This window comes from Bradyrhizobium niftali (assembly GCF_004571025.1).
In the GTDB taxonomy this organism is placed as follows: Bacteria; Pseudomonadota; Alphaproteobacteria; order Rhizobiales; family Xanthobacteraceae; genus Bradyrhizobium; species Bradyrhizobium niftali.
Genome location: NZ_SPQT01000046.1, coordinates 15,979 through 42,154, shown reverse-complemented (window position 1 = coordinate 42,154; position 26,176 = coordinate 15,979). Strand labels below are relative to the sequence as shown.

Annotated in this window: 32 protein-coding genes; 20 read left to right on the top strand and 12 right to left on the bottom strand. The window is 65.1% G+C overall.

Annotated features, from left to right (window positions below; genetic code table 11):
- Positions 1-509 (top strand): GyrI-like domain-containing protein (locus E4K65_RS43110; protein WP_235885993.1); only part of this gene is annotated, 509 nt, incomplete at its 5' end.
- A gap of 5 nt (positions 510-514) precedes the next feature.
- Entirely contained in the window at positions 515-1,216 is a 702-nt protein-coding gene (locus E4K65_RS43105; protein ID WP_167771615.1) for an SIMPL domain-containing protein, read from the top strand.
- A 175-nt stretch (positions 1,217-1,391) separates the two neighbouring features.
- Here the strand turns inward: E4K65_RS43105 and E4K65_RS43100 are convergent, their stop codons facing one another.
- Complete coding sequence (locus tag E4K65_RS43100) at positions 1,392-2,456, bottom strand: MBL fold metallo-hydrolase (RefSeq protein WP_167771614.1); 1,065 nt, start codon at positions 2,454-2,456, stop codon at positions 1,392-1,394.
- A gap of 473 nt (positions 2,457-2,929) precedes the next feature.
- On the opposite strand from E4K65_RS43100, the gene ffh reads away from it, so the two are divergent.
- From ffh to rimM, 3 genes are all read left to right on the top strand, one after another.
- Positions 2,930-4,477 carry a signal recognition particle protein gene (gene ffh / locus E4K65_RS43090; RefSeq protein WP_027543935.1) on the top strand — a complete coding sequence of 516 codons (1,548 nt, stop codon included), beginning with the start codon at positions 2,930-2,932 and terminating at the stop codon, positions 4,475-4,477.
- A gap of 85 nt (positions 4,478-4,562) precedes the next feature.
- The gene (gene rpsP, locus E4K65_RS43085) at positions 4,563-4,895 is read left to right on the top strand and encodes a 30S ribosomal protein S16 (protein WP_011083313.1); all 333 of its coding nucleotides are present in this window, start codon (positions 4,563-4,565) and stop codon (positions 4,893-4,895) included.
- A gap of 9 nt (positions 4,896-4,904) precedes the next feature.
- Positions 4,905-5,426 (top strand): ribosome maturation factor RimM, encoded by a 522-nt coding sequence (rimM, locus tag E4K65_RS43080; protein WP_135179260.1) that lies wholly within the window; start codon positions 4,905-4,907, stop codon positions 5,424-5,426.
- Here rimM and E4K65_RS43075 read toward each other — a convergent pair.
- Complete coding sequence (locus E4K65_RS43075) at positions 5,423-6,343, bottom strand: LysR substrate-binding domain-containing protein (protein ID WP_135179259.1); 921 nt, start codon at positions 6,341-6,343, stop codon at positions 5,423-5,425. The genes rimM and E4K65_RS43075 overlap by 4 nt on opposite strands.
- Positions 6,344-6,472: 129 nt before the next feature.
- On the opposite strand from E4K65_RS43075, the gene E4K65_RS43070 reads away from it, so the two are divergent.
- From E4K65_RS43070 to E4K65_RS43050, 5 genes are all read left to right on the top strand, one after another.
- The gene (locus E4K65_RS43070) at positions 6,473-7,696 is read left to right on the top strand and encodes an MFS transporter (protein ID WP_135179258.1); all 1,224 of its coding nucleotides are present in this window, start codon (positions 6,473-6,475) and stop codon (positions 7,694-7,696) included.
- A gap of 65 nt (positions 7,697-7,761) precedes the next feature.
- A complete protein-coding gene (gene trmD / locus E4K65_RS43065) occupies positions 7,762-8,529 on the top strand; it encodes a tRNA (guanosine(37)-N1)-methyltransferase TrmD (protein ID WP_135179257.1) in 768 nt (255 codons plus the stop codon).
- A 110-nt stretch (positions 8,530-8,639) separates the two neighbouring features.
- On the top strand, positions 8,640-9,020 hold the full coding sequence (gene rplS, locus E4K65_RS43060; protein WP_027573014.1) for a 50S ribosomal protein L19: 381 nt from the start codon (positions 8,640-8,642) through the stop codon (positions 9,018-9,020).
- A 324-nt stretch (positions 9,021-9,344) separates the two neighbouring features.
- Positions 9,345-10,751: a 3-isopropylmalate dehydratase large subunit gene (gene leuC / locus E4K65_RS43055; protein WP_135179256.1), complete on the top strand. Its 1,407-nt coding sequence runs from the start codon at positions 9,345-9,347 to the stop codon at positions 10,749-10,751.
- A 94-nt stretch (positions 10,752-10,845) separates the two neighbouring features.
- Positions 10,846-11,055: a hypothetical protein gene (locus E4K65_RS43050; protein WP_135179255.1), complete on the top strand. Its 210-nt coding sequence runs from the start codon at positions 10,846-10,848 to the stop codon at positions 11,053-11,055.
- A gap of 111 nt (positions 11,056-11,166) precedes the next feature.
- Here the strand turns inward: E4K65_RS43050 and E4K65_RS43045 are convergent, their stop codons facing one another.
- Complete coding sequence (locus tag E4K65_RS43045; protein ID WP_135179254.1) at positions 11,167-11,691, bottom strand: hypothetical protein; 525 nt, start codon at positions 11,689-11,691, stop codon at positions 11,167-11,169.
- Positions 11,692-11,964: 273 nt separating this feature from the next.
- On the opposite strand from E4K65_RS43045, the gene E4K65_RS43040 reads away from it, so the two are divergent.
- The gene (locus E4K65_RS43040) at positions 11,965-12,264 is read left to right on the top strand and encodes a DUF1330 domain-containing protein (RefSeq protein ID WP_135179253.1); all 300 of its coding nucleotides are present in this window, start codon (positions 11,965-11,967) and stop codon (positions 12,262-12,264) included.
- Between the two features lie 9 nt (positions 12,265-12,273).
- Here E4K65_RS43040 and E4K65_RS43035 read toward each other — a convergent pair whose 3' ends face one another.
- Positions 12,274-12,534: a hypothetical protein gene (locus E4K65_RS43035; protein ID WP_135179252.1), complete on the bottom strand. Its 261-nt coding sequence runs from the start codon at positions 12,532-12,534 to the stop codon at positions 12,274-12,276.
- Between the two features lie 298 nt (positions 12,535-12,832).
- On the opposite strand from E4K65_RS43035, the gene E4K65_RS47950 reads away from it, so the two are divergent.
- Entirely contained in the window at positions 12,833-13,042 is a 210-nt protein-coding gene (locus tag E4K65_RS47950; protein WP_167771613.1) for a hypothetical protein, read from the top strand.
- A gap of 7 nt (positions 13,043-13,049) precedes the next feature.
- On the opposite strand, the gene E4K65_RS43025 is transcribed toward E4K65_RS47950, so the two are convergent.
- A complete protein-coding gene (locus tag E4K65_RS43025; RefSeq protein WP_167771612.1) occupies positions 13,050-13,340 on the bottom strand; it encodes a hypothetical protein in 291 nt (96 codons plus the stop codon).
- A 161-nt stretch (positions 13,341-13,501) separates the two neighbouring features.
- Between E4K65_RS43025 and E4K65_RS43020 the strand changes: the two genes are divergently transcribed.
- The 4 genes from E4K65_RS43020 (at position 13,502) to E4K65_RS43005 (ending at position 16,251) form a co-directional block, all read left to right on the top strand.
- Positions 13,502-13,912, top strand: coding sequence for a metallopeptidase family protein (locus E4K65_RS43020; RefSeq protein WP_135179250.1), 411 nt, complete (start codon positions 13,502-13,504; stop codon positions 13,910-13,912).
- Positions 13,913-13,993: 81 nt separating this feature from the next.
- A complete protein-coding gene (leuD, locus tag E4K65_RS43015) occupies positions 13,994-14,599 on the top strand; it encodes a 3-isopropylmalate dehydratase small subunit (RefSeq protein WP_092189495.1) in 606 nt (201 codons plus the stop codon).
- A 137-nt stretch (positions 14,600-14,736) separates the two neighbouring features.
- Positions 14,737-15,522, top strand: a complete 786-nt coding sequence (locus E4K65_RS43010) for a glycosyltransferase family 32 protein (RefSeq protein ID WP_135179249.1) — start codon at positions 14,737-14,739, stop codon at positions 15,520-15,522.
- A 309-nt stretch (positions 15,523-15,831) separates the two neighbouring features.
- Positions 15,832-16,251: a DUF6455 family protein gene (locus E4K65_RS43005; protein ID WP_135179248.1), complete on the top strand. Its 420-nt coding sequence runs from the start codon at positions 15,832-15,834 to the stop codon at positions 16,249-16,251.
- Between the two features lie 23 nt (positions 16,252-16,274).
- Here the strand turns inward: E4K65_RS43005 and E4K65_RS43000 are convergent, their stop codons facing one another.
- Together E4K65_RS43000 and E4K65_RS42995 are read right to left on the bottom strand one after the other, a co-directional pair.
- On the bottom strand, positions 16,275-16,934 hold the full coding sequence (locus E4K65_RS43000; RefSeq protein ID WP_135179247.1) for an HAD family hydrolase: 660 nt from the start codon (positions 16,932-16,934) through the stop codon (positions 16,275-16,277).
- A gap of 3 nt (positions 16,935-16,937) precedes the next feature.
- Positions 16,938-17,819 carry an HpcH/HpaI aldolase/citrate lyase family protein gene (locus tag E4K65_RS42995; protein ID WP_135179246.1) on the bottom strand — a complete coding sequence of 294 codons (882 nt, stop codon included), beginning with the start codon at positions 17,817-17,819 and terminating at the stop codon, positions 16,938-16,940.
- A 111-nt stretch (positions 17,820-17,930) separates the two neighbouring features.
- On the opposite strand from E4K65_RS42995, the gene E4K65_RS42990 reads away from it, so the two are divergent.
- Complete coding sequence (locus E4K65_RS42990) at positions 17,931-18,575, top strand: carbonic anhydrase (protein ID WP_135179245.1); 645 nt, start codon at positions 17,931-17,933, stop codon at positions 18,573-18,575.
- A gap of 109 nt (positions 18,576-18,684) precedes the next feature.
- On the opposite strand, the gene E4K65_RS42985 is transcribed toward E4K65_RS42990, so the two are convergent.
- Positions 18,685-19,719: an aspartate-semialdehyde dehydrogenase gene (locus tag E4K65_RS42985; protein WP_027543916.1), complete on the bottom strand. Its 1,035-nt coding sequence runs from the start codon at positions 19,717-19,719 to the stop codon at positions 18,685-18,687.
- 116 nt (positions 19,720-19,835) lie between these two features.
- Between E4K65_RS42985 and E4K65_RS42980 the strand changes: the two genes are divergently transcribed.
- Complete coding sequence (locus E4K65_RS42980; protein ID WP_135179244.1) at positions 19,836-20,615, top strand: hypothetical protein; 780 nt, start codon at positions 19,836-19,838, stop codon at positions 20,613-20,615.
- Between the two features lie 156 nt (positions 20,616-20,771).
- On the top strand, positions 20,772-21,155 hold the full coding sequence (locus E4K65_RS42975; RefSeq protein ID WP_135179243.1) for a hypothetical protein: 384 nt from the start codon (positions 20,772-20,774) through the stop codon (positions 21,153-21,155).
- 74 nt (positions 21,156-21,229) lie between these two features.
- Here the strand turns inward: E4K65_RS42975 and E4K65_RS42970 are convergent, their stop codons facing one another.
- Together E4K65_RS42970 and leuB are read right to left on the bottom strand one after the other, a co-directional pair.
- Positions 21,230-21,868, bottom strand: a complete 639-nt coding sequence (locus E4K65_RS42970; RefSeq protein WP_135179242.1) for a DapH/DapD/GlmU-related protein — start codon at positions 21,866-21,868, stop codon at positions 21,230-21,232.
- A gap of 100 nt (positions 21,869-21,968) precedes the next feature.
- Positions 21,969-23,081 (bottom strand): 3-isopropylmalate dehydrogenase, encoded by a 1,113-nt coding sequence (leuB, locus tag E4K65_RS42965; RefSeq protein ID WP_135179241.1) that lies wholly within the window; start codon positions 23,079-23,081, stop codon positions 21,969-21,971.
- A gap of 246 nt (positions 23,082-23,327) precedes the next feature.
- On the opposite strand from leuB, the gene E4K65_RS42960 reads away from it, so the two are divergent.
- Positions 23,328-24,518, top strand: a complete 1,191-nt coding sequence (locus tag E4K65_RS42960) for a YbfB/YjiJ family MFS transporter (protein ID WP_167771611.1) — start codon at positions 23,328-23,330, stop codon at positions 24,516-24,518.
- A gap of 156 nt (positions 24,519-24,674) precedes the next feature.
- On the opposite strand, the gene E4K65_RS42955 is transcribed toward E4K65_RS42960, so the two are convergent.
- Positions 24,675-25,457 carry a molybdopterin-binding protein gene (locus E4K65_RS42955; protein WP_027543910.1) on the bottom strand — a complete coding sequence of 261 codons (783 nt, stop codon included), beginning with the start codon at positions 25,455-25,457 and terminating at the stop codon, positions 24,675-24,677.
- Between the two features lie 12 nt (positions 25,458-25,469).
- Positions 25,470-26,099 carry a cytochrome b/b6 domain-containing protein gene (locus tag E4K65_RS42950; protein WP_135179239.1) on the bottom strand — a complete coding sequence of 210 codons (630 nt, stop codon included), beginning with the start codon at positions 26,097-26,099 and terminating at the stop codon, positions 25,470-25,472.
- Positions 26,100-26,176 lie beyond the last annotated feature (77 nt).

Sequence of the window (26,176 nt, the reverse complement as noted above, 5' to 3'; positions counted from 1 at the left end):
CCGCACCGCCGCCCGCCGCAGCCGCCACCCCCGCCCCGGTCCAGACCGCCGATCCCTTTGGCCTCGAGACCACGCTCGAGTCCAGGAAGGTCGTGATGGTCAAGGGCACTGCCAATTGGGAATCGGCCTTCGACACGCTGGTCGACGCCTTCAAGGCGCTGAACACGCTCCTGGACAAGCAGGGCATCAAGCACGCCGGCAATTCGATGATCGTCTATACCTCGACCGACGACACCGGCTTCACCTTCCTCGCCGAAATTCCGGTCGAGCAGGATCCCAAGAACCTGCCCAAGGACATGAGCGTCGGCAAATCGCCGGAGGGCAAGGCGCTGAAATTCGTCCATCGCGGCTCCTATGACAACATGGACAACACCTATGAGGCGATCACCAATCACCTCGACGACAAGAGACTGGAAGCCAAGGACACCTTTATCGAGGAGTACCTCACCGATCCCCTGAAGACGGCGGAGGACAAGCTCGTGATCAATGTTTTCGTGCCCCTGAAGTGAGATCGATGAAAAAGCCCGCCCTACTCGCCGCCGTTTTCGCTGCCACGCTGCTGGCAACGCCCGTGTTCGCCGACGATTTTCCCTCCGCGATTTCGGTGAGCGGCGAAGCCACCGTTTCCGTGGCGCCCGATCTTGCGCAGATCGACGCGGGTGTCGCCAATGATGCCAAGACGGCGAAGGAAGCCTCCGACGCCAACAACGCCGCGATGGGCAAGGTGCTGCTGGCACTGAAGGGCGCCGGGATCGCCGAGAAGGATTACCAGACCTCGCGGCTGTCGCTGCAGCCGCAATACGGCCAGAACAAATCCACCGGCGCCTCGCCCGTGGTCGGCTTCCGCGCCTCCAATCGCGTCACCGTCAAGATTCGCGACGTGACCAAGGTCGCCGGCATCATCGACACGCTGGTCGGCGCCGGCGCCAACGACATCGGCAACATCTCGTTCGAGGTGACGCAGGCGTCAAAACTGCTCGACGAGGCCCGCGAGCAGGCGGTGGCGGATGCCCGCCGCAAGGCCGAGATCTACGCCAAGGCTACCGGCGTCACGCTGGGCGCGCCGCTCAGCGTCTCCGAAGGCGGCGCGCCGGTGCCGTTGTTCAAGGCGCGAATGGCAACGGCTCCGATGGCCGCACCCGCCGCCGTCGCGCCCGGCGAGGAGACGCTGTCGGTGACGGTGAATGTGAGCTGGGCGATCAAGCAGGGGCAGTAAGAGGCACGCTATTCGCAACAACAACGGTGTCGTCCCGGCGAAGGCCGGGACCCATAACCACAGGGAGTGGTTTGGCGAAGACTCGCAGTTCGGTACTGCGACCGTCCACGCATGAAAAATCACGCGGTATGGGTCCCGGCCTTCGCCGGGACGACAGCTTGATGTTTGGCGAGACCTAAATCTCCACCACCTGCCCCGGCTTCATCGCGACGAACCGCTCCTGCGGGATCTTCGCAGTATCCAGCGCTTCGACCAGCGCCTTGGCCGGCGCGTCGATCGCTTCATCCGTGAGCTGGAACGTGCCGTGATGATGCCCGAGGGCGTCCTGCGCGCCGCAATCGAGCAGCGCCTTCACCGCGTCTTCCGGATTCATGTGCTGGTCGCGCATGAACCAGCGCGGCTCGTAGGCGCCGATCGGGAGGATCGCCAGGCGTAACGGCCCGTGCTTCTCGGCGACGCGGCGGAAATGCCGGCCATCGCCATAGCCGGAATCGCAGACGACGTAGATTTTCCCGGCCGGCGTCTCCAAGACGAAACTCGCCCACAGCGCCTTGTTGCGATCGAACACGCCGCGCGCCGTCCAGTGCCGGGTCGGAACCAGATGCACGGCGATGCCGCCGCCGAGCTCGACGCGGTCGTGCCAGTCGAACGCCTCGGCCTTGATCGACGAGTCGGTGCTGCGCATCGTCACGTCGTTGCCGAGCGGCGTGACCACCCGCGGAGCAAAATTCTTGGCGAGCCGCGACAGCGTCGCGATGTCCAAGTGATCGTAATGGCCGTGCGAGACCAGCACGACGTCGACCTTCGGCAGCTTCTCGAAGGCGATGCCGGGATCGTTGTGCCGCTTCGGCCCGGCCCAGGCGACCGGCGAGACCCGCGAGGACCAGACGGGATCGACCAGGATGTTGAGGCCGCCGGCCTGGATCAGCCAGCTGGCGTGCCCGACGAAGGAGAGCCGCACCTTGCCGCCGTCAACGCGCTCCGGCGGGGTGTCGGCATGGGGGCTCGGCACCCACTCCGGCCAGGTCGCCCGCTGCCGCTTGCCGCTGAACTGCCAGCGCAGCACCTCGCGAAGCGATTTCGGCGGCGCGCCGTCGGGATCGAAGAAGTGCAGGCCGTTGAAATGGTCGGAGGCGGGACCGTCATAGGTCTTCATGCGGGACATCCAGAGCGAGGGGACGCCGACCAGCGCACCGGCTCCGGCAAGCAGTCCGAAAATGCGGCGGCGGGTGACCGGCACGGGCGGGCTTCTAGGGATGGTGCGGACGGTGAGGCATCACCGCCTATATGGGCGGGAGGCAGAAGAAAAGGAACCCACCGCCGGAAAGGACGTGTTTTCAAAGCCTTGCCTTCCCAAACAGGCCCCGGCCCCCTAACTTTCCTTGACTTTTGGGCGGGAGCGGCGTTTAACCCCGCCACTTTCTCGGAAAGGCTTTCTTTTCGACCCGCCGACTGGCCCCGGAGGCCAGAGGTCAACGCCCGACAGCGCTATGCGCCCTCGGGCGCAAAGGTGTTTGGAAGATCGCATCCTGGCTTTGGCCAAGAACGAGAGGGTGGTCGTCCCCCGCGAAGGCGGGGGATCCAGTACTCCGAGGACGGCTCGGCTGGAACCGAGGAGCCGCGGCGTACTGGATGCCCCGCCTTCGCGGGGCATGACAGCGGTGAGTAACGGAGCGCTCTTCCCGTCGGGAAGACAGCAACAGGACAACGGCATTGTTCGACAATCTGTCGGAACGGCTTGGTGGCATTCTCGATCGTCTGACGGGGCGCGGTGCGCTGACCGAAAAGGACGTCGACGCCGCGATGCGCGAGGTGCGCCGCGCGCTGCTGGAGGCCGACGTCGCGCTAGAGGTGGTGCGCAGCTTCACCGAGCGCGTCCGCGAGCAGGCGATCGGCGCCACCGTCGTCAAGTCGGTCACGCCCGGCCAGATGGTGGTCAAGATCGTCCATGACGAACTGATCAACACGCTCGGCGCCGAAAGCCAGACCATCGACGTCAATTCCGTGCCGCCGGTGCCGATCATGATGGTCGGCCTGCAAGGCTCCGGTAAAACCACCACCACCGCGAAGCTCGCCCGCCGCCTGGTCCAGCGCGACAAGCGCAAGGTGCTGATGGCTTCGCTCGACGTCTATCGCCCGGCGGCGATGGAGCAGCTGGCCGTGCTCGGCCGCGACCTCGACATTCCGACCTTGCCGATCGTGGCGGGCCAGCAGCCGCCGCAGATTGCGAAGCGCGCACTCGAAGCCGGCAAGCTCGGCGGCTACGACATCGTACTGCTCGACACCGCCGGCCGTACCACGCTCGACGAAGAGATGATGGCGGAAGCGGCTGCGATCAAAGCCGCCGCCAATCCGCATGAAGTGCTGCTGGTCGCCGACAGCCTCACCGGCCAGGACGCGGTCAACCTTGCGCGCGCGTTCGATCAGCGCGTCGGCCTCACCGGCATCGTGCTGACCCGTGTGGACGGCGACGGCCGCGGCGGCGCGGCACTGTCGATGCGCGCCGTCACCGGCAAGCCGATCAAGCTGATCGGCACCGGCGAAAAGACCGACGCGCTGGAAGATTTCCATCCCGACCGTATCGCCGGCCGCATCCTCGGCATGGGCGACGTGGTGTCGCTGGTCGAACGTGCCGCCGCCAACATCGACGCCGAAAAGGCCGCGCGCACCGCCGAGCGCATGCGCAAGGGTCAGTTCGACCTCAACGACATGCGCGAGCAGCTGTTGCAGATGGCGAACATGGGCGGCATCAGCGGGCTGATGGGCATGATGCCCGGCATCGCCAAGATGAAGAACCAGATCGCGGCCGCCGGCATCGACGACAAGATCCTGAAGCGCCAGGTCGCGGTGATCGATTCCATGACGCGCGACGAGCGCCGTCATCCCGACCTGCTCAAGGCCAGCCGCAAGAAGCGCATCGCCGCGGGAAGCGGCCAGAGCGTCGAGCAGGTCAACAAGCTGCTCAAGATGCACCGGAACATGGCCGACGTGATGAAGGCCATGGGCTCGGGCAAGCGCGGCCCGCTCGCCGGCATCGCCCAGGCGATGGGCTTTGGCGGCGGCATGAAGATGCCCTCGCCCGAAGAGATGAAGGCAATGCAGGAGAAGATGCAGAGCGGCGGCGGGCAGGGCCTGCCCAGCCTGCCGAAGGATCTGCCGCCCGGTCTTCGCTCCGGCCTACCGAATTTGCCGGGGCTTACGGGCCTCAGCGGCAAGCCGACCCTGCCGGGGCTCGGCGGTTTTCCCGGCAAGAAGAAATGAGGAATTCGTCGCGGGGGACCGCACCGGTCCCGCGCAACGCGGAATACCAATCAACCGAACAAACTGTACTTTGAAGGAGAACTGAATGTCCGTCGTTATCCGCCTCGCCCGCGCAGGCACCAAGAAGCGTCCCGTCTATCACGTCGTCGTCGCCGACTCGCGCTTCCCGCGCGATGGCCGCTTCATCGAGCGTCTCGGCTATTTCAACCCGCTGCTGCCGAAGGACAACGAGGCGCGCCTCAAGCTCGACATGGAGAAGGTGAAGGCCTGGGTCGCCAAGGGCGCGCAGCCGTCGGACCGCGTGTCGCGTTTCCTCGACGCTGCCGGCGTCAAGAAGCGCGAAGCCCGCAACAACCCGCAGAAGGCCGTGCCGCGCAAGGAGCGCAAGGCGCAGGCCGAAGCCGCCGCGAAGGGTTAAGGCCAGACCATGTCGGCGCTGGTCTGCGTCGCGCGGATCGGCGCCGCGCATGGTGTGCGCGGTGCGGTCAAACTATGGACCTTCACCGAAGATCCTTTTGCGGTGAAGCGCTACGGCCCGCTGCTGTCCAAGGACGGCAAGCGCCAGTTCGAGGTAGCAACGGCGCGCGAGGCCAGGGATCATCTGGTCGCGACGTTCGAGGGCGTCACGACCCGCGATGAGGCCGAGCGCCTCAACGGCATCGAGCTCTATGTCGCGCGCGCAAAACTGCCCGCGACGGATGAGGACGAATATTACCACACCGATCTGATCGGGCTCGCCGCCGTCACCACGGACGGCGCTGCGCTCGGCCGCGTGCTCGCGATCCATAATTTCGGCGCCGGCGACATCATCGAGATCGCGCCGCCCAAAGGCACGTCGCTGCTGCTGCCGTTCTCCAATGCGGTGGTGCCGGAGGTCGACATCGCCGGCGGCCGCGTCGTGATCGCGCTGCCGGAGGAAATCGCGGGCGAGGAGAGCGAGGAGCGCTAACCGCGCTCAGCCGTCTGACGGCCCTGCTGCTCGAGCCAGTCGCAGAACACCGCGCGATGCGGATCGTCGTCGCGCCCTTCAGGAAAATAAGCAAAGTAGCTGCGGGCCGGCAGCCTGATGTTCGGGAACGGCGTTACCAGACGGCCCGCCGCGAGATCGTCGGCGATCAGTGCCGTCGGTCCCATGGCGACGCCGAGGCCGTCGAGCGCGGCCTGAAGCGTCAGATAGAAATGATCGAAGGTCAGCGACGCCGCGCCCTCCAGCGCGGACTCGCCTGCATCGGTCAGCCAGTCACGCCACAGCCGCGGCATCGAGGTGACGTGCAGCAGCGTATGCCGGCTGAGATCCGCAACCTCCGTCAGCGGCAGCTTCGTGCGCAGAGCGGGACTGCACACCGGCAGCCGCTGCTCGGACAACAGGAAGCGCGACGCAAAGCCGTGAAAGGTGTCGGGGCCGCCGCGGATCACCACGTCGAACAGCTCGGGCAAGGCATCCACCGCATCGTTCGACGTCGACAGTTGCACCTCGATATCGGGATGCTCGGCACGAAACCTGGTCATCCGCGGCAACAGCCAGCGCAGGCTGAACGTCGCGAGCGCGTTGACGCGCAGCACCGCGGCCGGCGCCTCGCCGCGGCGCTTGCGATGCTGCTGCACGGCGGCCGAGACGCGATCGAGCGCGGGCGCGAACTCCGCGAGCAGCGCAGCGCCAGCCGGCGTCAGCACCACCCGCCGCACCGATCGCCGGAACAGCGCCGGCGGCCCGAGCCAGGTCTCGAGCAGGCGGATCTGCTGGCTGACCGCGCCATGCGTCACGCCAAGCTCGACCGCGGCCTCCTTGAAGCTGCCAAGCCGGGCCGCCGCCTCGAAGGCACGGACAGCGTTCAGGGGCGGCAGGCTGCGGCGAGGAACGAACATGGGCCATACAATAGAATTTCTAGCGCATGATCCGATTATTACTGGTTTGTGACGGATTCTGGAAGGCCGCATAGTGAGGGCCAAGGCACTTACACAGCTTCGTCTTTCGACAGATTCGGATTTGAGGTCGTGGCAAATCTTTCTTCAGGTTTTCTATCGCAACCGCAAGCGGCCGCCCCTGACGAGGGAACGCTGAGCAAGCCGCGCCGCACGCTGGCGGCGACCGGCATCAATCACGCCCTCCACGATGGCTACACCGACCTGATCTATGTGCTGCTGCCGGTCTGGCAGGCCGAGTTCGCGCTCAGCTACGGCCTTTTGGCGGTGATGCGCGGGCTCTATTCCGGCGCCATGGCCGGGCTGCAAATCCCGGTCGGCCGCCTCGCCGAGCGGATCGACGGCAAGATCCTGCTCGCGCTCGGCACGCTGTTGGCCGCGCTCGGCTACGTCCTGGCCGGACTGTCCGGCGGCGTCGTGGGGCTGGGCCTTGCGCTCCTCGTTTCAGGCGCGGGTTCGAGCACGCAGCATCCGCTCGCCTCGGCCGCGGTGTCGCGCGCCTATGGCAAGGCCGCGCGCGGACCACTCGGCATCTATAATTTCAGCGGCGATCTCGGCAAGGCGGCGCTCCCGGCTCTCACGGCGATGCTGCTGGTGGTCATGTCGTGGCGGCATGCGCTGCTTCTGGTTGCACTCATGGGCCTGCTCGTTGCACTCTGCCTCGCGCTGCTGATGCCGGCCGTCGGCAAGGGCTTTGCGCAGAAATCAGCGGTCACGGCGCAAGGCACGCATGCCGGCCGCGGCGGCTTCTCCTGGCTGCTCGCGATCGGGATTCTCGACAGCGCAGTGCGGATGGGCTTCCTCACCTTCCTGCCGTTCCTGCTGCGCGACAAGGGCGCCTCGCTGCCGACGAGCGGCGTTGCGCTGGCGATGGTGTTCATCGGCGGCGCCGCCGGCAAATTCACCTGCGGCTGGCTCGGCGAACGGATCGGCACGATCCGCACCGTGCTTCTCACCGAGGGCGGCACCGCCGCGCTGATCCTCGCGGTGCTGGTATTGCCGCTGATCCCGGCGATCATCGTGCTGCCGCTGCTCGGCGTGATGCTCAACGGCACGTCCTCGGTGCTCTACGGCACGGTCCCCGAGCTCACATCGCCTCATCGCACCGAGCGCGCCTTCGCGCTGTTCTACACCGGCACGATCGGATCGGGCGCCATCGCGCCGGTGTTCTACGGCCTGCTCGGCGACGCCCTTGGTCCGACGCTGGCCACCGCGGCGACGGCGGTCACGGCACTCGCGATATGCCCGCTGGCGCTGCTGCTGGCATCGCATCTGTCGGATGGCCGGCGAGCCTGAGGAATCCAAAGATCTCGCGAATCCGGGGCCTCGACCTGTCGGCCGCAATGCCCTAACCAGCGGCGATGACGACTTCCTCACCCTGGCGCGCGACGGTGCTGACGCTGTTTCCGGAGATGTTTCCGGGACCGCTCGGCGTGAGCCTGGCCGGCCGGGCGCTGGCCTCCGGAGTTTGGGAGCTGGAGGCGCGGGACATCCGGGCGTCCGCCACCGACCGGCATCGCAGCGTCGACGACACCCCCGCCGGCGGCGGCCCGGGCATGGTGCTGCGGGCGGATGTTCTGGCGGCCGCCATCGACGCGGCGGAGATTGGCCAGGATTCTTCAAAAGAGCGGCCCCGCCTGCTGATGAGCCCGCGGGGTCGGCCATTGACCCAGGCCCGCGTCGTGGAACTCACCCAGGGCCCTGGCCCCTTGATCGTCTGTGGGCGGTTCGAGGGGATCGACCAGCGGGTGATCGACGGACGGGGCCTGGAGGAGGTCTCGATCGGCGATTACGTGCTGTCCGGGGGCGAAATCGCGGCCCTGGCGCTGATTGACGCCTGCGTCCGGCTGCTGCCGGGGGTGATGGGCAAGGAGGCCTCGGGAACCGAGGAAAGCTTCTCCGACGGCCTGCTCGAATACCCCCAATATACCCGTCCGCAGCTGTTCGAGGGGGTCCCGATCCCCGAGATCCTGACCTCCGGCGACCACGCCAAGGTCGCGGCCTGGCGGCGGGCCGAATCCGAGGCCCTGACGGCGGCCCGGCGGCCCGATTTGTCGGCCCAAATCCCGGTCAAGGCCCCGAATCGGGCCGGTCGCCAAAAAACGCCAAAAAACAAGACAGACGGGTGACAAACGCTCCGGCTTGCCTTATAGCAGCGGCCAAATCCGCAATGGCTGGATAGACGAATTTCGCGCAGCCCCCGTTTGAAAAGGCTGGGCGCGCCGATGGAGATTTACCCATGAACCTGATCAAGCAGCTCGAACAAGAGCAATTCGACAAGCTGTCCGCCGGCAAGGACATTCCGGAATTCGGCCCCGGCGACACCGTGATCGTCAACGTGAAGGTCGTCGAAGGCGACCGCACCCGCGTGCAGGCCTATGAAGGCGTCTGCATCGGCCGTTCCGGCGGTGGCCTCAACGAGAGCTTCACCGTGCGCAAGATTTCGTACGGCGAGGGCGTCGAGCGCGTGTTCCCGGTGATGTCGCCGATGATCGACTCGATCAAGGTGGTGCGCCGCGGCAAGGTGCGTCGCGCCAAGCTGTATTACCTCCGCAACCTTCGCGGCAAGTCGGCCCGCATCGTCGAGAAGCAGGACCGCGCGGCGGCCGTCGGCGAGTAAGCTTTCGCCCACCAGGCAAGTTCTAGAAAGCGCGGGGCTCGGCTCCGCGCTTTTTTGTTGCGTCAGCCGTGCGCGTCAAAGCCCTCGCGCTTCCAAATCTCCCTGCTATATATTCTTGGAATGTTTCCAGATCTGACCAGCCTCGCCCCCGTCAAGCGCATCGTCATCGACGATCGCTCGCGGCTGCCTGGCCGGTTCTTCGGACGCTTCGCGACCTCGGCAACGTCAGAGCTTACGCGCGCAGCCTAAAAGCTGCGCTGACGATTTTGTTGCCCGCGCGCCACCCGCGCTCTTCGCTGACACACATTCCCGGAGCTCAAGCTCATGTCCAAGCCGACCACATTGTACGACAAGATCTGGAACGACCATCTGGTGCACGAAGCCGACGACGGCACCTGCCTGCTCTATATCGACCGCCATCTGGTGCACGAGGTGACCTCGCCGCAGGCGTTCGAAGGCCTGCGCGCGACCGGGCGCAAGGTTCATGCGCCGGAAAAGACGCTCGCGGTCGTCGACCACAACGTGCCGACCACCGACCGCTCCAAGCCGAATCCCGATCCGGAGAGCATCGAGCAGATCAAGGCACTGGCCGACAACGCCAAGGAATTCGGCATCGAATATTACAACGAGTTCGACAAGCGCCAGGGCATCGTCCACGTCATCGGCCCCGAGCAGGGCTTTACCCTGCCCGGCACCACCATCGTCTGCGGTGACAGCCACACCTCGACGCATGGCGCGTTCGGCGCGCTCGCACACGGCATCGGCACCTCCGAGGTCGAGCATGTGCTGGCGACGCAGACGCTGATCCAGAAGAAGGCCAAGAACATGCGCGTCACCGTTGACGGCAAATTGCCTGACGGCGTGACCGGCAAGGACATCATCCTCGCCATCATCGGCGAGATCGGCACCGCGGGCGGCACCGGCTACGTGCTGGAATACGCCGGCGACGCGATCCGCGCGCTCAGCATGGAAGGCCGCATGACGGTCTGCAACATGTCGATCGAGGGCGGCGCCCGCGCCGGCCTCGTCGCGCCCGACCAGAAGGCCTACGACTTCCTGCGTGACCGCCCCAAGGCGCCGAAGGGCGCGGCCTGGGACGCGGCGATGCGCTACTGGGAGAAGCTGCGCTCCGACGAGGGCGCGCATTTCGACCACGAACTGCGCCTCGACGCTGCAAAGCTGCCGCCGATCGTGACCTGGGGCACGAGCCCCGAGGACGTCATCTCGGTGACCGGCATCGTGCCCGATCCCGACAAGATCGCGGACGAGGCCAAGCGTCTCTCCAAGCACCGCGCCTTGAAGTACATGGGCCTGACGGCGGGGACGAAGATCACCGACATCAAGCTCGATCGCGTCTTCATCGGCTCCTGCACCAACGGCCGCATCGAGGACCTGCGCGCCGCCGCCAAGATCGCGGAAGGCAAGCAGGTCTCCGCCAGCGTCAACGCCATGGTGGTGCCGGGCTCGGGCATCGTGAAGGAGCAAGCCGAGGCTGAGGGTCTGGACAAGATCTTCATCAAGGCCGGCTTCGAGTGGCGCGAGCCGGGTTGCTCGATGTGCCTTGCCATGAACCCGGACAAGCTCAAGCCGGAAGAGCGCTGCGCCTCGACCTCGAACCGCAATTTCGAGGGCCGCCAGGGCTTCAAGGGCCGCACGCATCTGGTGTCGCCGGCGATGGCGGCGGCAGCTGCGATCGCGGGTCACTTCGTCGACGTCAGGGAGTGGCGGTAAGTTGCTCCCCGCAATTTGAGCTAAAGCGGCAAGCGGCTGTTAAGCGGCAGCGCCGACATTGTGTCCTCGCGACGGCTTCGCGAGGACACGCCTCATGGCCAACAAGCCTGAATATGTCGATCTGATCAGCGAGGCGACGCGCCAGCACCGGCGGCGCACGACACCCTTGCGCATCGTCGCCAAGCCGGAGGTCGAGGAGACCTCAAAGCTCAGCCGCTGGCCGCCGGCGATGTTCCGGCAGTGGAAGATCGAGAATTTGATGCGGTGGAAGGCTTCGTCGTGGAAGCTGAAGGATTGGCTCTAGGCCATCCAATACCGACGTCATTCCGGGATGGCGCGTAAGCGCCAGACCCGGAATCTCGAGATTCCGGGTTCGATGCTTCGCATCGCCCCGGAATGACGGCGCTAACTCACATCACCAATAGCGGTACGGATAGTGCCAGCGGCAGATGCGGCGCGGGCCGTAATAGGTCCAGATGATCCGGCAGCGGCGCGGATAGTGGTAGTAGGGATAGTAGCCGCCGGAATAATAGCGCCGGTGGAAGTGGCGATAGCCATAATGCGGGCGATAGATTCCGTAGCGATGAAATCCGCCTCCGCCGTAGTGGCGAACTCCTCCGTAGCGAATGCCACCGCCGTGGAAGGCCGGCGCGGCGCGGAAGCCGCCACCATGGAAGCCGCCGAAATGTCCGCCGCCACCGCGGAAGCCACCGCCGCCGCCGCCGTGAAAATGTCCGCCACCGCCATGTCCCCCGCCGCCGTGGCGAACCTGCGTGACGAGGTCGTCGCTTGCGGCCTTCGCCGCCGGCAACGCCGTTGGATTGATTGGAGTCATCGCCTCGGCGCGGCGCGCAGTCCCGGCCGACAGCATCAGCGTGGCAACGGCCGCAAGCCCGAGCAAGCGTAGCGGGCTTGTCCCAACACCCAAAATCCTCAGCATGGAATTCTCCCTGAACCCGCACAGCCGCATTGCGGCGCAGCGTATCGCGCCACCGCTGTTCATTCGGCTGTTCACTTGCGGTCGCTCCCAAGATTAAATTAGGGACGGCGACGTGAACGCCTCATGAATGAGCGTCCCTCCGAGCGATGCGCTTCGTAGCCCGGATGGAGCGTTGCGTAATCCGGGAAACGTCTTGCGCTCCGCGCCAATCCCGGATTTCGCTGCGCTCCATCCAGGCTACAAGATTGCGATCCTTACGAAGGAATCTTTGCGATGACTGTCTACGCAATCGCGCAATTGAAGATGACGGACCGCGCGGCCTATGACCGCTACCAGGCGCGGTTCTTCGATGTGTTCAAGAAATTCAACGGACGACTGCTTGCGGCCGATGAACATCCGAGCGTGCTCGAAGGCGCGTGGCCGCATGACAAGCTTGTCATGATGTCGTTTCCCGACGAGGCCGCGTTTTTCGCCTTCTCCAACTCGCCCGACTATGTCGAGATCTCGCAAGACCGCAAGGCGGGCGCGCAGGCGACCGTGCTGCTGGTGAAGGGATTTGCGCCCGTCGGTTAGAGTAGCAACTCACCAGAACGGTCCATAGCCGAATACGAACGGCGCAGGCACGCCGTAAGGATAGGGACGGTAGTAGACGGGCCGCGCGTAGTAGCGCGGATCATGGGGCGCAGAGTGCCGCGCAATGTCGTGGTGTCGCGCGTGTCGTCGCGCATCAAAAACTGCGATCCCCGCCGAGGCATCCGGCTTCGTCGTTCTCTGCATCGCGGAAGCGCGAGGCAAACCGGCGACGAGCCCAACGAGAACGGCCAATGCAATCCATCGCGTCATGACGACCTCCGCGCCTTGAGCATGCGGGCTTCACCAGGCCCTCTGCAAGTTAAAACAGGCCCGGCGGTGATGACGATGCCCGCGCCAATGATGACGGCGCCAATGGTGTTACGACACAAGGATGAGGGCCGAGCTCTGGAGCCTTGAGACTGAATAGGCTATGGATGAACGCGCCCCGGACGCGAATGCAGAGGGCACGCGACAAGTTCCTGAGCCTGGGCGCAACATTTCGCGCGCCACCAAAACCGGCCGTCAGCGACGAACGTATCTTCTGGTCGAGCGAATGCAGGAGATGGTCATGCCGAATTCCAGCGGATTGCGGATATCTCGCCTCGCGATCGCAGCGAGCCTTGCGCTCGGCGCGAGCTCGGCGATTGCCGCGCAGGGACCGGGCGTCGAGGCCGGCGCGGCGAGCCCGCTGACTCAGCTCGTGATGACGATCCTGGTCTATGGCGCGTCCGCAGCTGTTGTCGGCGCCGGCCTGATCGGCGCGCTCCGCGGGAATTGAGGGGGCGTCAGCCCCGGCGCCAGTAGCAGCTCATATGCGGCACGATCACCGTGCCGCTAGGCCGGTATTCCTGCACATAAGTGGCGTTGCACTCGCGGACCGCATCGGGACCGGGATTGTAGCGCGGATAGACGCCGTCCGGGCTGTAATAGGGCGTAACGCGCAGGCGCGTCTGGGGCCGCCTGCGCGGCGGCGGGGAGTCGGGCGAGACGGCCTGGGCCAGCCGGATGTCGGGGCCGGCCGTCTGGGCCTGGGCCGGGGTTGGGGCAACGACAAAAAAAGTCGAAAACAACCCCATGCACAGTAGAACCGGTACTGCTGTTCCCGCCCGCATCACACCACCACTGACCTGAGCCATCCCCTTGATGCGTCGTACGCTCCCCGTTTTCACGCGCGACGTCAACGCTCGATCTTATAAAGCGGGATGCAACGCCGCGGAACCCACGCTAAGAGAAGTCCATGTGGACGGAATTGAAGGCCCCCTCGCTGGCCGAGATGGAAGCGGTGGCCCACGAATTGTTCGAGCGCCTGCCGGCGGAGTTTCGCGGGCTGTGCGAGGGCGTGATCATCCGCGTCGACGACTTCCCGACCGAGGAGGTCCTGGACGAGATGGACTGCGAGAGCGAGTTCGACCTGCTCGGCCTATTCCAGGGCGTCGGCCTGCCCCAGCAGAGCTTTGGCGACGTGGCGCGGCTGCCCAACATGGTCTGGCTCTACCGCCGGCCGATCCTGGATTACTGGGCCGAGCACGACGAGACCCTCGGCCATATCGTCCGCCACGTCCTGATCCACGAGATCGGCCACCATTTCGGCCTTTCGGACGACGATATGGCGGCGATTGAGGCCCAGGAGACGGGTCAAGCAGATTAGATCTGCCGAATTCGGCCTAGGATTCGGCCCCCGATCGCGATAAATACCTGTTCCCCCTAGACCACCCGGGAAAGCGCAACCATGGACAAGTTCACTACGCTGGAAGGCGTCGCGGCGCCGCTGAAGATCATCAATGTCGACACCGACATGATCATTCCGAAGCAGTACCTCAAGACCATCAAGCGCACCGGCCTTGGCAAGGGGCTCTTCTCCGAGCAGCGCTACAAGGACGACGGCAGCGAGAATCCGGATTTCGTCCTCAACCAGCCAGCCTATCGCAATTCGAAGGTGCTGGTCGCCGGCGACAATTTCGGCTGCGGTTCGAGCCGCGAGCACGCGCCCTGGGCGCTGCTCGATTTCGGCATCCGCTGCGTGATCTCGACCTCGTTCGGCGACATCTTCTACAACAACTGCTTCAAGAACGGCATTCTGCCGATCCGCGTTGCCCAAGAAGACCTCGACAAGCTGTTCGACGACGCCGAGCGCGGCGCCAACGCGACACTGACGATCGACCTGCCGAACCAGGAAATCCGCGGCCCCGACGGTGGCAAGGTCAAGTTCGAGATCGACCCGTTCCGCAAGCACTGCCTGATCAACGGCCTCGACGACATCGGCTTGACGATGGAGAAGAAGGCCTCGATCGACACCTATGAGGACAAGCTCAAGCGCGAACGCGCCTGGGCCTGATCTCAGATTTTCGTTCGAGCCCCGGTGCTGACAGCGCCGGGGCTTTTTCTTTGTCCTGATTATCACCTGTTGTTTGAGCATGATCTTTTCGGAAAACCGCTGCACACTTTTCCGGATCATGCTCTAAGCTTCCGGCCATGCTGCCCGACATCGTCACCTTCTGGCACGGCCCGATGGACGCCCTGCGCCAGACCTGCCTGCGCTCGCAGTTAGCTGCCGGCCACAAGGTCACGGTCTACAGCTTTGACACCATTCCCGGTCTGCCTGCGGGCGTCGGCAATGCGGATGCCGAAGCGATCCTGCCGCACGCGTTCTCCGAACGATTGCGGCCGCCGCAGCCCGACGGAAGCTGGCGCGACTGGACCACGCTTCAGTTCAGCGACTTCTTCCGCATGAAGCTGATGGCGAAGGGCCTCGGCCTCTGGCTCGATGCCGATGTGCTGCTCTTGAAGCCCGTCGAGATCGATCCGGCAAAGCCCTACTTCGCCTGGGAGCGGCCGCGCCAGCTTGGCAATTCCGTGATCTACCTGCCGCCCGGGCACGGCATCGTTGCCGCCTTCGAAGAGCTGATGGAGCAGGAGGAGCTGACGCCGAACTGGCTGTCAGTGCGCCATCGCATCACCTTCATGATGCGTCGCCTGCGCGGCGGCTCGAATCGCCTCTCGGACATCCGTGTCGCGATCTTCGGACCTGCGGCGCTGACTGCACTGGCGCGCCGCACCGGCGAGCTGGGCCGCGCACTGCCGAAGCAGTCGTTCTACGCCGTGCACGCCGAGCCGAAGCTGTTCTTCGATCCCTCGAGCTATCTCGGCCTCGTCACCGACCCCGAGATCATCGGCCTGCACATCTCGCCCAAGGGCCGCGGCGGCGAGAAGCCGATCCCGGGCAGCCTGTATGCGTGGGCGACGGAGCGGTTCGCGTAGCTCTCCTCTGCGCTTCGAGCAATCGCATATAAGCGTCGAAAGAGGTCGTCATGCCCGGGCTTGTCCCGGGCATCCACGTTCTTCGCGCTGCCCAGCAAGGCGTGGATGGCCGGGTCAAGCCCGGCCATGACGATGTGGAAGGATTTGCGCCCTACACGCGATCACGTTGCACCCGTCGCGGACACGCTGCAGCGCGTCCGGGACACAAGAGCAATTCCTTGATCCCTTCCCAATTTGATCCAGCGCAACGCGCTCCTGCACCATTGTGCCTAATCTCGCTCCAATTCCACGACCCAAACGGAGCATCGCATGAGCACCGCAACCAGGCCTTATCCCATCGTTCAGGATCTCATCGACGCCTTTGCCAGCTGGTTGAAGCATCGCCGCGAGATGAACGAGATGCGGCAGCTCGATCGCGCCGATTTCGACCGGATCGCCAGCGATCTCAGGATCGCGCCCGACGATCTCGAAGAGCTGGTCCGTCATGGCAAGCACGCCGCAGATGAACTGCCGAAGATGCTGGAGCAGCTCGGCATCAGCGCCGAAGGGCTCGGCCGCGCACAGCCGCTGCTGCTGCGCGACATGGAGCGGGTCTGCTCGCTCTGCGATCACAAGGGCGAATGCGACCGCGATCTCGCCGACGGCACCGCCGCGGAGAACTATCACGGCTACTGCGCCAATGCCGCGACGCTGGAATCGCTCGATCGCGCCGACCTCGCGCCGCGTTGACGCGGCGCGGATTGCGACGAAGACTATCCGTTCAGCATCGATAGAGCCGTGCGCGCGAGATCGGCTGGCCGCTCCACCAATTGATCCGCGCCGGCCGCCTCCAGCTCATCCCGGCTGCCATATCCCCAGAGCACGCCAAGCCCGCGCATCGTGACCGCATGAGCGCCGACGATGTCGTGGCGGCGATCGCCGATCATGAGGCTGTGCGAGGCGGCGATGCCGTATTCAGACAGGATATGGGCGAGTAACTCGGCCTTATGATCGAGCGTGCCGCCCGGCACCGAGCCGTGGATGCCGTCGAAATACACCGCCAAATTCAGGTTCTCCAGGATCCGTCGCGCGAAGACTTCGCGCTTCGATGTCGCGAGGTAGATCCTCAATCCGGCTTGCCGCAATTCCTGGAGTGTTCCGCCGATTCCAGGATAGGGCTCGCTTCCGAGCAAGCCGCTTTCACCGTAGTGCTGACGATAGGCGACGACGGCTTCATCGATCCGGTCGTCGCCATATGCCTGCAGCAGCGTCCGCAAGATGTCTTCGAGTGGCGGACCGATCGCTATGTCAGGTGCCTTGCCTCGATCGTGCCCGAGCACACGCAATGCGGCTGTGCAGCTTGCGACAATGCCCGGCCGCGAATCGATCAGCGTTCCGTCGAGATCCAGAAGGACGGATCGGGCCGGGGACACACCTCAGCCCTTGCTCATCGCGGCGATCGCGTCTGCGATCTCGATCGTGCGACGCGCCATGTCGGCGTGCAGGCGCTCCACCATCGCGCCATCCAGCCGGATCGCGCCGCGCGAGACGTTCTCCGGCAATTCGAACGCCGCGATGATCTTTCGCGCGCGCGCGACTTCCTCTTCCGGCGGCGTGAAGATCGCGTTGCAGGCTTCGATCTGCGAGGGATGGATCAGCGTCTTGCCGTCGAAGCCGAGGTCGCGGCCCTGCGCGCATTCGGTGGCAAAGCCGTCGGAATTGTTGATGTCGCTGTAGGGGCCGTCGAGGATTTCGAGGCCGTGGGCGCGCGTCGCCAGGATGCAGTGGGTGATCATCGGGATCATCGCGGCGCGGCCGGGCAACATCCGGATTCGCGTCTCGCGCGAGATGTCGTTCGGCCCGAACACGAAACCGGAGAGGCGCCTCGACGGATCGCGCCCGGCGGCGGCCAGCTCCTCGGCATGGAGCACGGCGCGCGCGGTCTCGATCATGGCCCAGACTCTTACGGTCGGCGCCGCGCCGAGCTCGGCAAGGCGACGGCCGATCGTGTCGAGATCTTCGACGCTTGAAACTTTTGGAACCAGAATGCCGTCAGGCGATGCCTTGGCCGCCATCGCGATGTCATCCGCCCACCAGGGCGTGTCGAGACCATTGGTCCGGATCAGGACCTCGCGCTTGCCGAACCCCTTGGCCGCGATCGCGGCGGCGATTCCGTCGCGCGCCACCGCCTTGGCGTCGGGGGCGACGGAATCCTCGAGATCGAGGATCAGTCCGTCGGCGGCCAGATTCCGCGCCTTTTCCAGCGCGCGGGGGTTGGAGCCGGGCATGAACAGATGGCTGCGGCGCGGGCGGGTCATGCGAATGGTCCTTCCGGTTTCCTCGTAGCTCTTCTGACCTGAGCCGATAGCACCTGGCATGCCTATTCGAAAGGCTTGTTCGCCCCTGCGGTCTATGATTAGGCATAGGCCATGATCACATTCCCAGAGCATTTGCTGGAAGGCTACAGGGCCTTCGCCACCCAGCGGCTGCCGACCGAGCAGACCCGCTATCGCGAGCTGTCGGTGAAGGGGCAGTCGCCGGAAGTGATGGTGATCGGCTGCTGCGACAGCCGCGTCTCGCCCGAGGTGATCTTCGACGTCGGCCCGGGCGAATTGTTCGTCGTCCGCAACATCGCAAATCTGGTGCCGGTGTATCAGCCCGACGGCAACGCGCATGGCGTCTCGGCGGCGCTGGAATATGCTGTGAAGGTGCTGAAGGTGAAGCACATCGTGGTGCTCGGGCACGCGCAATGCGGCGGCATCCGCGCCTTCGTCGACAAGATCGAGCCGCTCACCCCCGGTGACTTCATCGGCAAATGGATGCAGATGTTCATCAAGCCGGGCGAGGTGGTCGAGCAGCGCGACCGCGAGACCATGGCGCAGTTCGTCGAGCGCATCGAGAAGGCCGCGGTGTTCCGCAGCCTGGAAAACCTGATGACCTTCCCGTTCGTGCAGAAGGCGGTCGATGCCGGCCAGATGCAGACCCACGGCGCCTATTTCGGCGTCGCGGAGGGATCGCTGTTCGTGCTGGACAAGATCGCGAAGGAATTCAAGAACGCGCGAAGCGTGGCGTAGGTGTTGTAGGGTGGGTTAGCCGCAGGCGTAACCCACCACTTTTGGCACCGCGGAAAGTAAAGAGGTGGGTTACGCTTCGCTAACCCACCCTACAAAGCAACGCAGCTTCTTAAGCCGCTTTCTTCTTCGCGCTGATCAGCTTGCGGTTGATCAGCACTTCCGCGATCTGGATCGCGTTCAGCGCGGCGCCCTTGCGCAGATTGTCCGACACGCACCACAGCACGAGGCCGTTCTCCACCGTGGCATCCTCGCGGATTCGGCTGATATAGGTGGCGTCCTCGCCGGCCGCTTCATAGGGCGTGGCGTAGCCGCCGGGCTCATGCTTGTCGATGACGAGGCAGCCGGGCGCCGTGCGCAGGATGTTGCGCGCTTCATCGGCGCTGATCGGATTCTCGAACTCGATGTTGACGGCCTCGGAGTGGCCGACGAAGACAGGCACGCGCACGCAGGTCGCGGAGAGCTTGATCTTGGGATCAAGAATCTTCTTGGTCTCCATCATCATCTTCCACTCTTCCTTGGTGTAGCCGTCCTCCATGAAGACGTCGATCTGAGGGATGATGTTGAAGGCGATGCGCGCGGGAAACTTCTTATTAACGATCTCGCTGTTGGTGTAGACGGCCTTGGTCTGCGAGAACAATTCGTCCATCGCGTCCTTGCCGGCGCCCGACACCGATTGATAGGTCGAGACCACGACGCGCTTGATCGTCGCCTTGTCGTGCAGCGGCTTCAGCGCGACCACGAGCTGCGCCGTCGAGCAGTTCGGGTTGGCGATGATGTTCTTCGTCTTGAAGCCCGCGGTCGCATCCGCGTTCACCTCGGGCACGATCAGCGGCACGTCCGGGTCCATGCGCCAGGCCGAGGAGTTGTCGATCACGACCGTGCCGGCGGCGCCGATCTTCGGCGACCATTCCTTCGACACCGAGCCGCCCGCCGACATCAGGCAGATGTCGACGTCGGAGAAGTCGTAATGCTCGAGCGCTTTGACCTTCAGGGTGCGGTCGCCATAGGAGACCTCGACACCGACGCTGCGGCGTGACGCGAGGGCCACGACCTCGTCCGCGGGGAATTTGCGCTCATCGAGGATGTTGAGCATTTCCCGTCCGACATTGCCGGTCGCGCCGACGACTGCGACTTTGTAACCCATCGTTCACTCTCCGATGAAAAAGCCCGTTCCTGAAGCTGACGCTTAAGCAGGAAGAGCAGCGCTTCTATGCGAGAACCGGCCTCAAGACAACGTTGGACCATGCCCGAAGGCCATGGATGTACCCGCCTGAGGCCAGCACGGCCGCAACTCCCACCCAGATCCATCTGGCGCTCGCCAATTTCGCCGACGAGGTCGTCGGCACGCTGGCGCGCCTGTTCGCCTATGTGGGGACGCTGGTGCTGTTTGCCATCCTGGGCCTCGCGGCGCTCAACCAGCTTCCGAGCCTGCGCGACGACGAGCCCGCTGAGAAACCGGGCTGGAGCATCGCCGACCGCTCGCATCCGGCCTTCGCCCTCAGCCGACTCGATTCATCAGAGAAAACAGCCTCTTACACCGTCCTCCGGCATCCCGAAGGCGGCCGCAGGGACGTGATGCGCTGGACGGGCGAGGCGGACAAATCTGTGGCCCAGCTCGAGATTTACCGGGAGGGCGGCGAATTCGACGTGGCTCGCCCGGCGACCGCAGACCTCGCCGTTCAGATGGGCCTCGACGCGGTCGTCCCGCTCGAGCAGGCCGGCCTGATCGACACGAAATTCGGCCCGGTCGCTCTGTTCCGGCCGACCGGCACGGCACAGGCATGCCTTGGCTATCTCAAGCGCAGCGAGGAGCCGGCGCTCCAGATCTCCGGCTTCTCCTGCCAGGGCGATACGCTGCCCGCCCGGCGCGCGGCCGTCGCCTGCACGCTGAACCGGCTGACGCTGCTCACCTCGGGCAACGAGCCGAAGCTGGCGGAATTCTTCGCCCGTGCCGAGCTCAAGCGCAGGGGTTGCGACCCCCAGGGCGCGCCGGACTGGCTGCTGGGCGCCGCGAACGCGCAATTGCGCGGAGCGCTTTGACCGGCATCAAGCTCAAGTGGCTGGTATTCATGCAACTTTTGCCGGCGCGTACGATTATTCCGCTCTGGTGTGACCCAATAGACCTAGTTGCGGCCACCCCGACCGGGCTAGTATGGGTCGAAATCGACTGGCGGCTTGCCGCCTGAAGGGGACGTGATGAGCTCGAAATTTTCTGCCGCGAACAAATTGGCGACATTGCTTGCGGCGGGCGCCGCGATTGCCATGGTCTTCGCGGCGCCGGCCTCGGCCGACACCAAGATCAAGCGCTATGACGAGCGCGGCCGGCCGTATTACGGCCCGAGCGGCCCCAACACGGTCTATCAGCAGGGACGAACCCGCATCTATGTGAGCAAGCGCTCCTGGCTCGACGGCGGCACCGAGGTCAATCCGGGCGATCGCAAGTTCACCGACTACGCCTTCCCGCCGGCGGTGGGCTATCCGTCCTTCGCCCGCGAAAACCTCAACCGCCCGATCGATCGCCAGCCGCTGTCCCCGCCGGCCGACGTCGGCGGCTATCCGCAGAATTTCCCGCTGTACTGAGGCGGACGCAGGCACCGAATCAAAATGGCCGGGCTCACGCCCGGCCATTTTTGTTTTTGGGAGATGGATCCGCCTTACGCGTTGGCGGCCGGGTCGTAGCGCCTGCAAAATTCCTCGATCGCCTCGGAGCGGAAATCGGCGAGGCGCTCGAAGATCAACTCATCCGGCCAATCCCACCAGGCGATGCGGCGCAGGCTCTCCGCGACGGCATCGTCGAAGCGTTTGCGGATAGGGCGCGCGGGAACGCCGCCGACGATGGTGTAGGGCTCGACATCGCGGCTGACGACTGCGCCTGCCGCGATCACCGCGCCGTCGCCGACGCGCACGCCCGGCAGCAGGATCGCGGCATGGCCGATCCAGACGTCATTGCCGACGATGACCCGGTCGCCGCGGCGATCCGCGAAGAAGTCACGGTCGCGCGTCGCGCTCGCCTCGTAGTATTCCGGGCAATAGGTGAAGCGATGCTGGGACGGGCGGCCCATCGGATGGTTCGGCGCGCCGATCCGCACCGAATTGGCGATCGCCGTGAACTTGCCGATTGCGGCATCGGCGACGTCGCAATTCTCGCCGAGATAGGAGTAGTCGCCGAGCGAGGCATATTCGATGCGCGTGTTGGCGAGGATCTCGCAGCGCCGCCCGATCTGCGCCTCGCGCCGGCGCACCGTTTCATGGATGATGGTTTCCGCGATCTTGGGGCGGGGTGAGGCATCCATGAGGTGGCTCCGATAGCAGATGCCGTAGGGTGGGTTACGCCGAGCGATTGCGCTTCGCGCAATCGCAGGGCTAACCCACCCTACGATTCTGCGCTTGCCGTCAGGCGTGCAGCTTCTGCAATTCCTTCAGGATCGCTTCGCCCATCTGCGTGGTGGAGGCGGCGGTGGTGCCTTCCGACTTGATGTCGGCGGTGCGCAGGCCGCTCGCCAGCACGGCGGCGATCGCGGCATCGACCTTGTCGGCGAGCGCGCCCATGTCGAAGGAGTAGCGCAGCGCCATGCCGAAGGACGAGATCATCGCGATCGGATTGGCGAGGCCCTTGCCGGCGATGTCGGGCGCTGAGCCGTGCACCGGCTCGTACAGCGCCTTGCGCTTCTTGCTCTTGACGTCGACCTCGCCGAGCGAGGCCGAGGGCAGCATGCCGAGCGAGCCGGTCAGCATCGCCGCGATGTCGGACAGCATGTCGCCGAACAGATTGTCGGTGACGATGACGTCGAACTGCTTCGGCCACTTCACCAGCATCATGCCGCCGGAATCGGCGAGCTGATGCTCGAGCGTGACGTCGGGATATTCGCGCTTGTGGACTTGCGTGACGACCTCGTTCCAGAGCACGCCCGACTTCATGACGTTGCGCTTCTCCATCGACGTCACCTTGTTCTTGCGCTTCTTGGCAAGGTCGAAGGCGACGCGGGCGATGCGCTCGATCTCATAGGTGTCGTAGACCTGGGTATCGATGGCGCGCTTCTGGCCGTTGCCGAGATCGGTGATGGTCTTGGGCTCGCCGAAATAGACGCCGCCGGTGAGCTCGCGCACGATGACGATGTCGAGGCCCTCGATCGCCTCGCGCTTCAGGCTCGAGGCATCGGCCAGCGCCGGGTAGCACACGGCGGGGCGGAGGTTGGCGAACAGGCCGAGATCCTTGCGCAGGCGGAGCAGGCCGGCTTCGGGGCGCACCTCGTAGGGAACGGCGTCCCACTTGGGACCACCGACCGCGCCGAAAATGATGGCGTCGGCGGCCATCGCCTTGGCCATATCGCCCTCGGAGATCGACACCTTGTGCGCGTCATAGGCTGAGCCGCCGACGAGGCCGGTATCGGTCTCGAATTTGGCGATCCCGGCCGAATTGAGCCAGTCGATCAGCCGCTTCACCTCGCCCATCACCTCGGGGCCGATACCGTCGCCGGGAAGCAGCAGCAGTTTGTGGGTCGCCATGGTCAGATCCTTCTCAATCCTCTCTCGTCATTCCGGGGCGCGAGCAAAGCGAGCGAGCCCGGAATCCATCAGGCCACGCAACAAGTGGTGGAATGGATTCCGGGCTCGCGCCAAAAGGCGCGCCCCGGAATGACGGCCGGCCGGAGTGCTAGAGCGGCGTTGCGCGCTTGGCAAGACACCATTGCCGCGCCGCGGCTGTGCAAGACCGGCAGGGCCTGCCACAGTGCGGGTCGCCGGAGTACCCCTTTGCACGCCCCTGACCGCCCCCCGCCCGACGCGCACCCCGCGCGGCTGATCCTGACCCTGTCGCTGGCGGCGACGGTCGGGCTCGGCATCGGCCGCTTTGCCTATGCGCTGGTGCTGCCGGACATGCGGGAGGACCTCGGCTGGTCCTACTCGGCGGCCGGTTTCATGAACACCATCAACGCCGTCGGCTACCTCGTGGGCGCGCTGGTCGCGTCCCGGCTGATCCGGCGCGTCGGCTGGTCGGCCGCGATCCGCGTGGGAACCCTGGCCTGCGTCGCCGCGCTCGCCACCTGCGCGCTGACAGGCAATTTCGTGGCGCTGAGCCTGGCACGCCTGGTGCTGGGCCTGGGGGCAGCGGCCGGCTTCGTCGCCGGGGGCGCCCTGGCCGCGTCGATTGCGCAATCGCGCCCGGAGCGGGCGAATTTCCTGCTCAGCCTGTACTATGCCGGCCCCGGGATCGGCATTCTCGCCTCGGGGCTGATCGCCCCGTTCACGCTCCAGCATTTCGGACCGGGCTCGTGGTGGCTGGTGTGGTGGGCGCTGACGCTGCTCTCGGCCGCGATGACCGTGCCTCTGTTCCTGATCCGCATCGAGAGCCGGGCGCGTTTCACGGAAGGCGGCCATGCCTCCTTCGCCATTCTCCCCGTGCTGATCTATCTCGCCGGCTACTTCCTGTTCGGCGCCGGCTACATCGCCTACATGACCTTCATGATCGCCTATGTGCGCGACGGCGGCGGTGGTGCCGCAGCGCAGGCCGCGTTCTGGAGCCTGATCGGCCTCAGTGCCTTCGTCACGCCGTGGGTCTGGCGCGGCGTGCTCGCGCTGGATCGCGGCGGGCTTGCCACCGCCATCATCCTCGGCACCAACGCGGTCGGCGCGGGCCTGCCGATGCTGGGACATTCGACTGCGTGGCTTGCGACCTCGGCGGTCGTGTTCGGCGTCGCCTTCTTCGCCGTGGTCGGCTCGACCACGGCCTTCGTCCGCTTCAATTATCCGCCCGAGGTGTGGCCGACCGCGATCGCGGCGATGACGATCTCGTTCGGCGTCGGGCAGACGCTGGGACCGATCGTGGTCGGCGCGATCACGGATGCGCTGGGGAGCCTGAGTTATGCGCTGAACGTGTCGGCGGCGCTGCTGGCGCTTGGGGCCTTCGCGGCGCTGTGCCAGCGGAAGGTGGGGCCAGCCAAATAAACGGTGTCGTAGGGTGGGTTAGCCCGCGGCCGCGCGCAGCGCGGTCCGCTGGCGTAACCCACCACTTCTGTCACCGCGGAAACCAAAGAGGTGGGTTACGCCCAGCGGACTGCGCTTCGCGCAGCCGCAAGGCTAACCCACCCTACAGCAGCGCAGCTAGCTCCCGCTGAACGAATTATACCCCTGGTCTTCCCAATAGCCGCCCTTGTAGTCGTTGGTGACTTCCATCGAGACCACGTATTTCGGGTTCTTGAAGCCGAGCTTGGTCGGCACGCGGATCTTCATTGGGAAACCATAAGCGCGCGGCAGGATCTCGCCCGCGTATTTGAACGTCATCTGGGTCTGCGGATGCAGCGCACTGCGCATGTCCAGAGGCGAGTTGTAGCCGTCCTTGTCGGCGCATTGGAACCAGACGTATTTCGCACGCGTGTCGGCGCCGATCAGCTTGAGGAAATCGCGCAAGGGCGTGCCGGTCCAGCTGCCGATCGCGCTCCAGCCCTCGACGCAGATGTGACGCGTGATCTGCGTGACCTGCGGCAGCTTGTAGAGTTCGTCCAGCGTCCAGGACTTCTTGTTGTCGACGAGGCCGCGCACTTCGAGCTTCCAGTCCGCGGCCGAAACCTCCGGCGCATCGTCGAGGTCGTAATAGGCGTTGAACGGAAACGGCTTCGTGATGGCGCTCTCGGGGAAGGTCGGCGCCAGCGCGTCGGGATTGAAGATGAAATCCTGCACGGCGTCGTTGAACTTCGAGACACTCTTCAGCATCTCCTCGGCGGAGGACGAGTCGATCACGTCGCAGCCGGTGAGCAGCGTCAGCGCGCCGAGGCTGGCGCCGCCCGCGATGAAGCGGCGGCGGGTGACGTCAGGCATCGTCTTGATCGAGTCCTTGATCAGCAGCCGCTTGTCGACGCCGGGGATCAGGAATGAACGCTTGGCCATGGCTGCTCTCCCTCAGCGACCGATGATCATCGCGCGCAGGCTCTTCGGCACCAGCAGCGCGAGGGCGACGTGGATGACAAGGAAGGCGCAGATCGCGGCCATGCAGAAGAAATGGACGTAGCGCGCGGTCGGATAGTCGCCGAACAGCGTCACCAGCCAATGCAGTTGCACCGGCTTCCACATCCCCAGGCCGGACAGCACGATGAGCACGCCGACCACGATGATGCCGGCATAGAGCACGCGCTGCACGTAATTGTAGACGGTGAGATCGTCATGGCCGAGCTTGAAGGTCAGCGCGGCCCTGACGTCGTGGAGCACGCCGGACGGCGTGATCGGCAGCAGCTTTTTGCGGAAGCGGCCGGTGGCGAAGCCCGTGATGAGATAGGCGAGGCCGTTGATCATCAGGAGCCACATCGCCGCAAAATGCCAGAGCAGGCCGCCGCCGAGCCAGCCACCAAGCGTATACTCGCGCGGAAAACTGAAACCGAACAGCGGCGAGGCGTTGTAGATCTGCCAGCCCGACAGGATCATCAGGATCATGGCAAGAGCGTTGATCCAATGCATGACCCGAACCCAGGCCGGCTGGATCACTTTGGCCGGGCTGGACCGGACCTGCTCGTCGGTGACTGTGAGGCTTGCCATGATGGTTTCGTCCTTGGATCGTCCCTTGGATCGTCTGTCGGGAATTATACGCCGGGCATTCCGTTTTCGTTACGCCC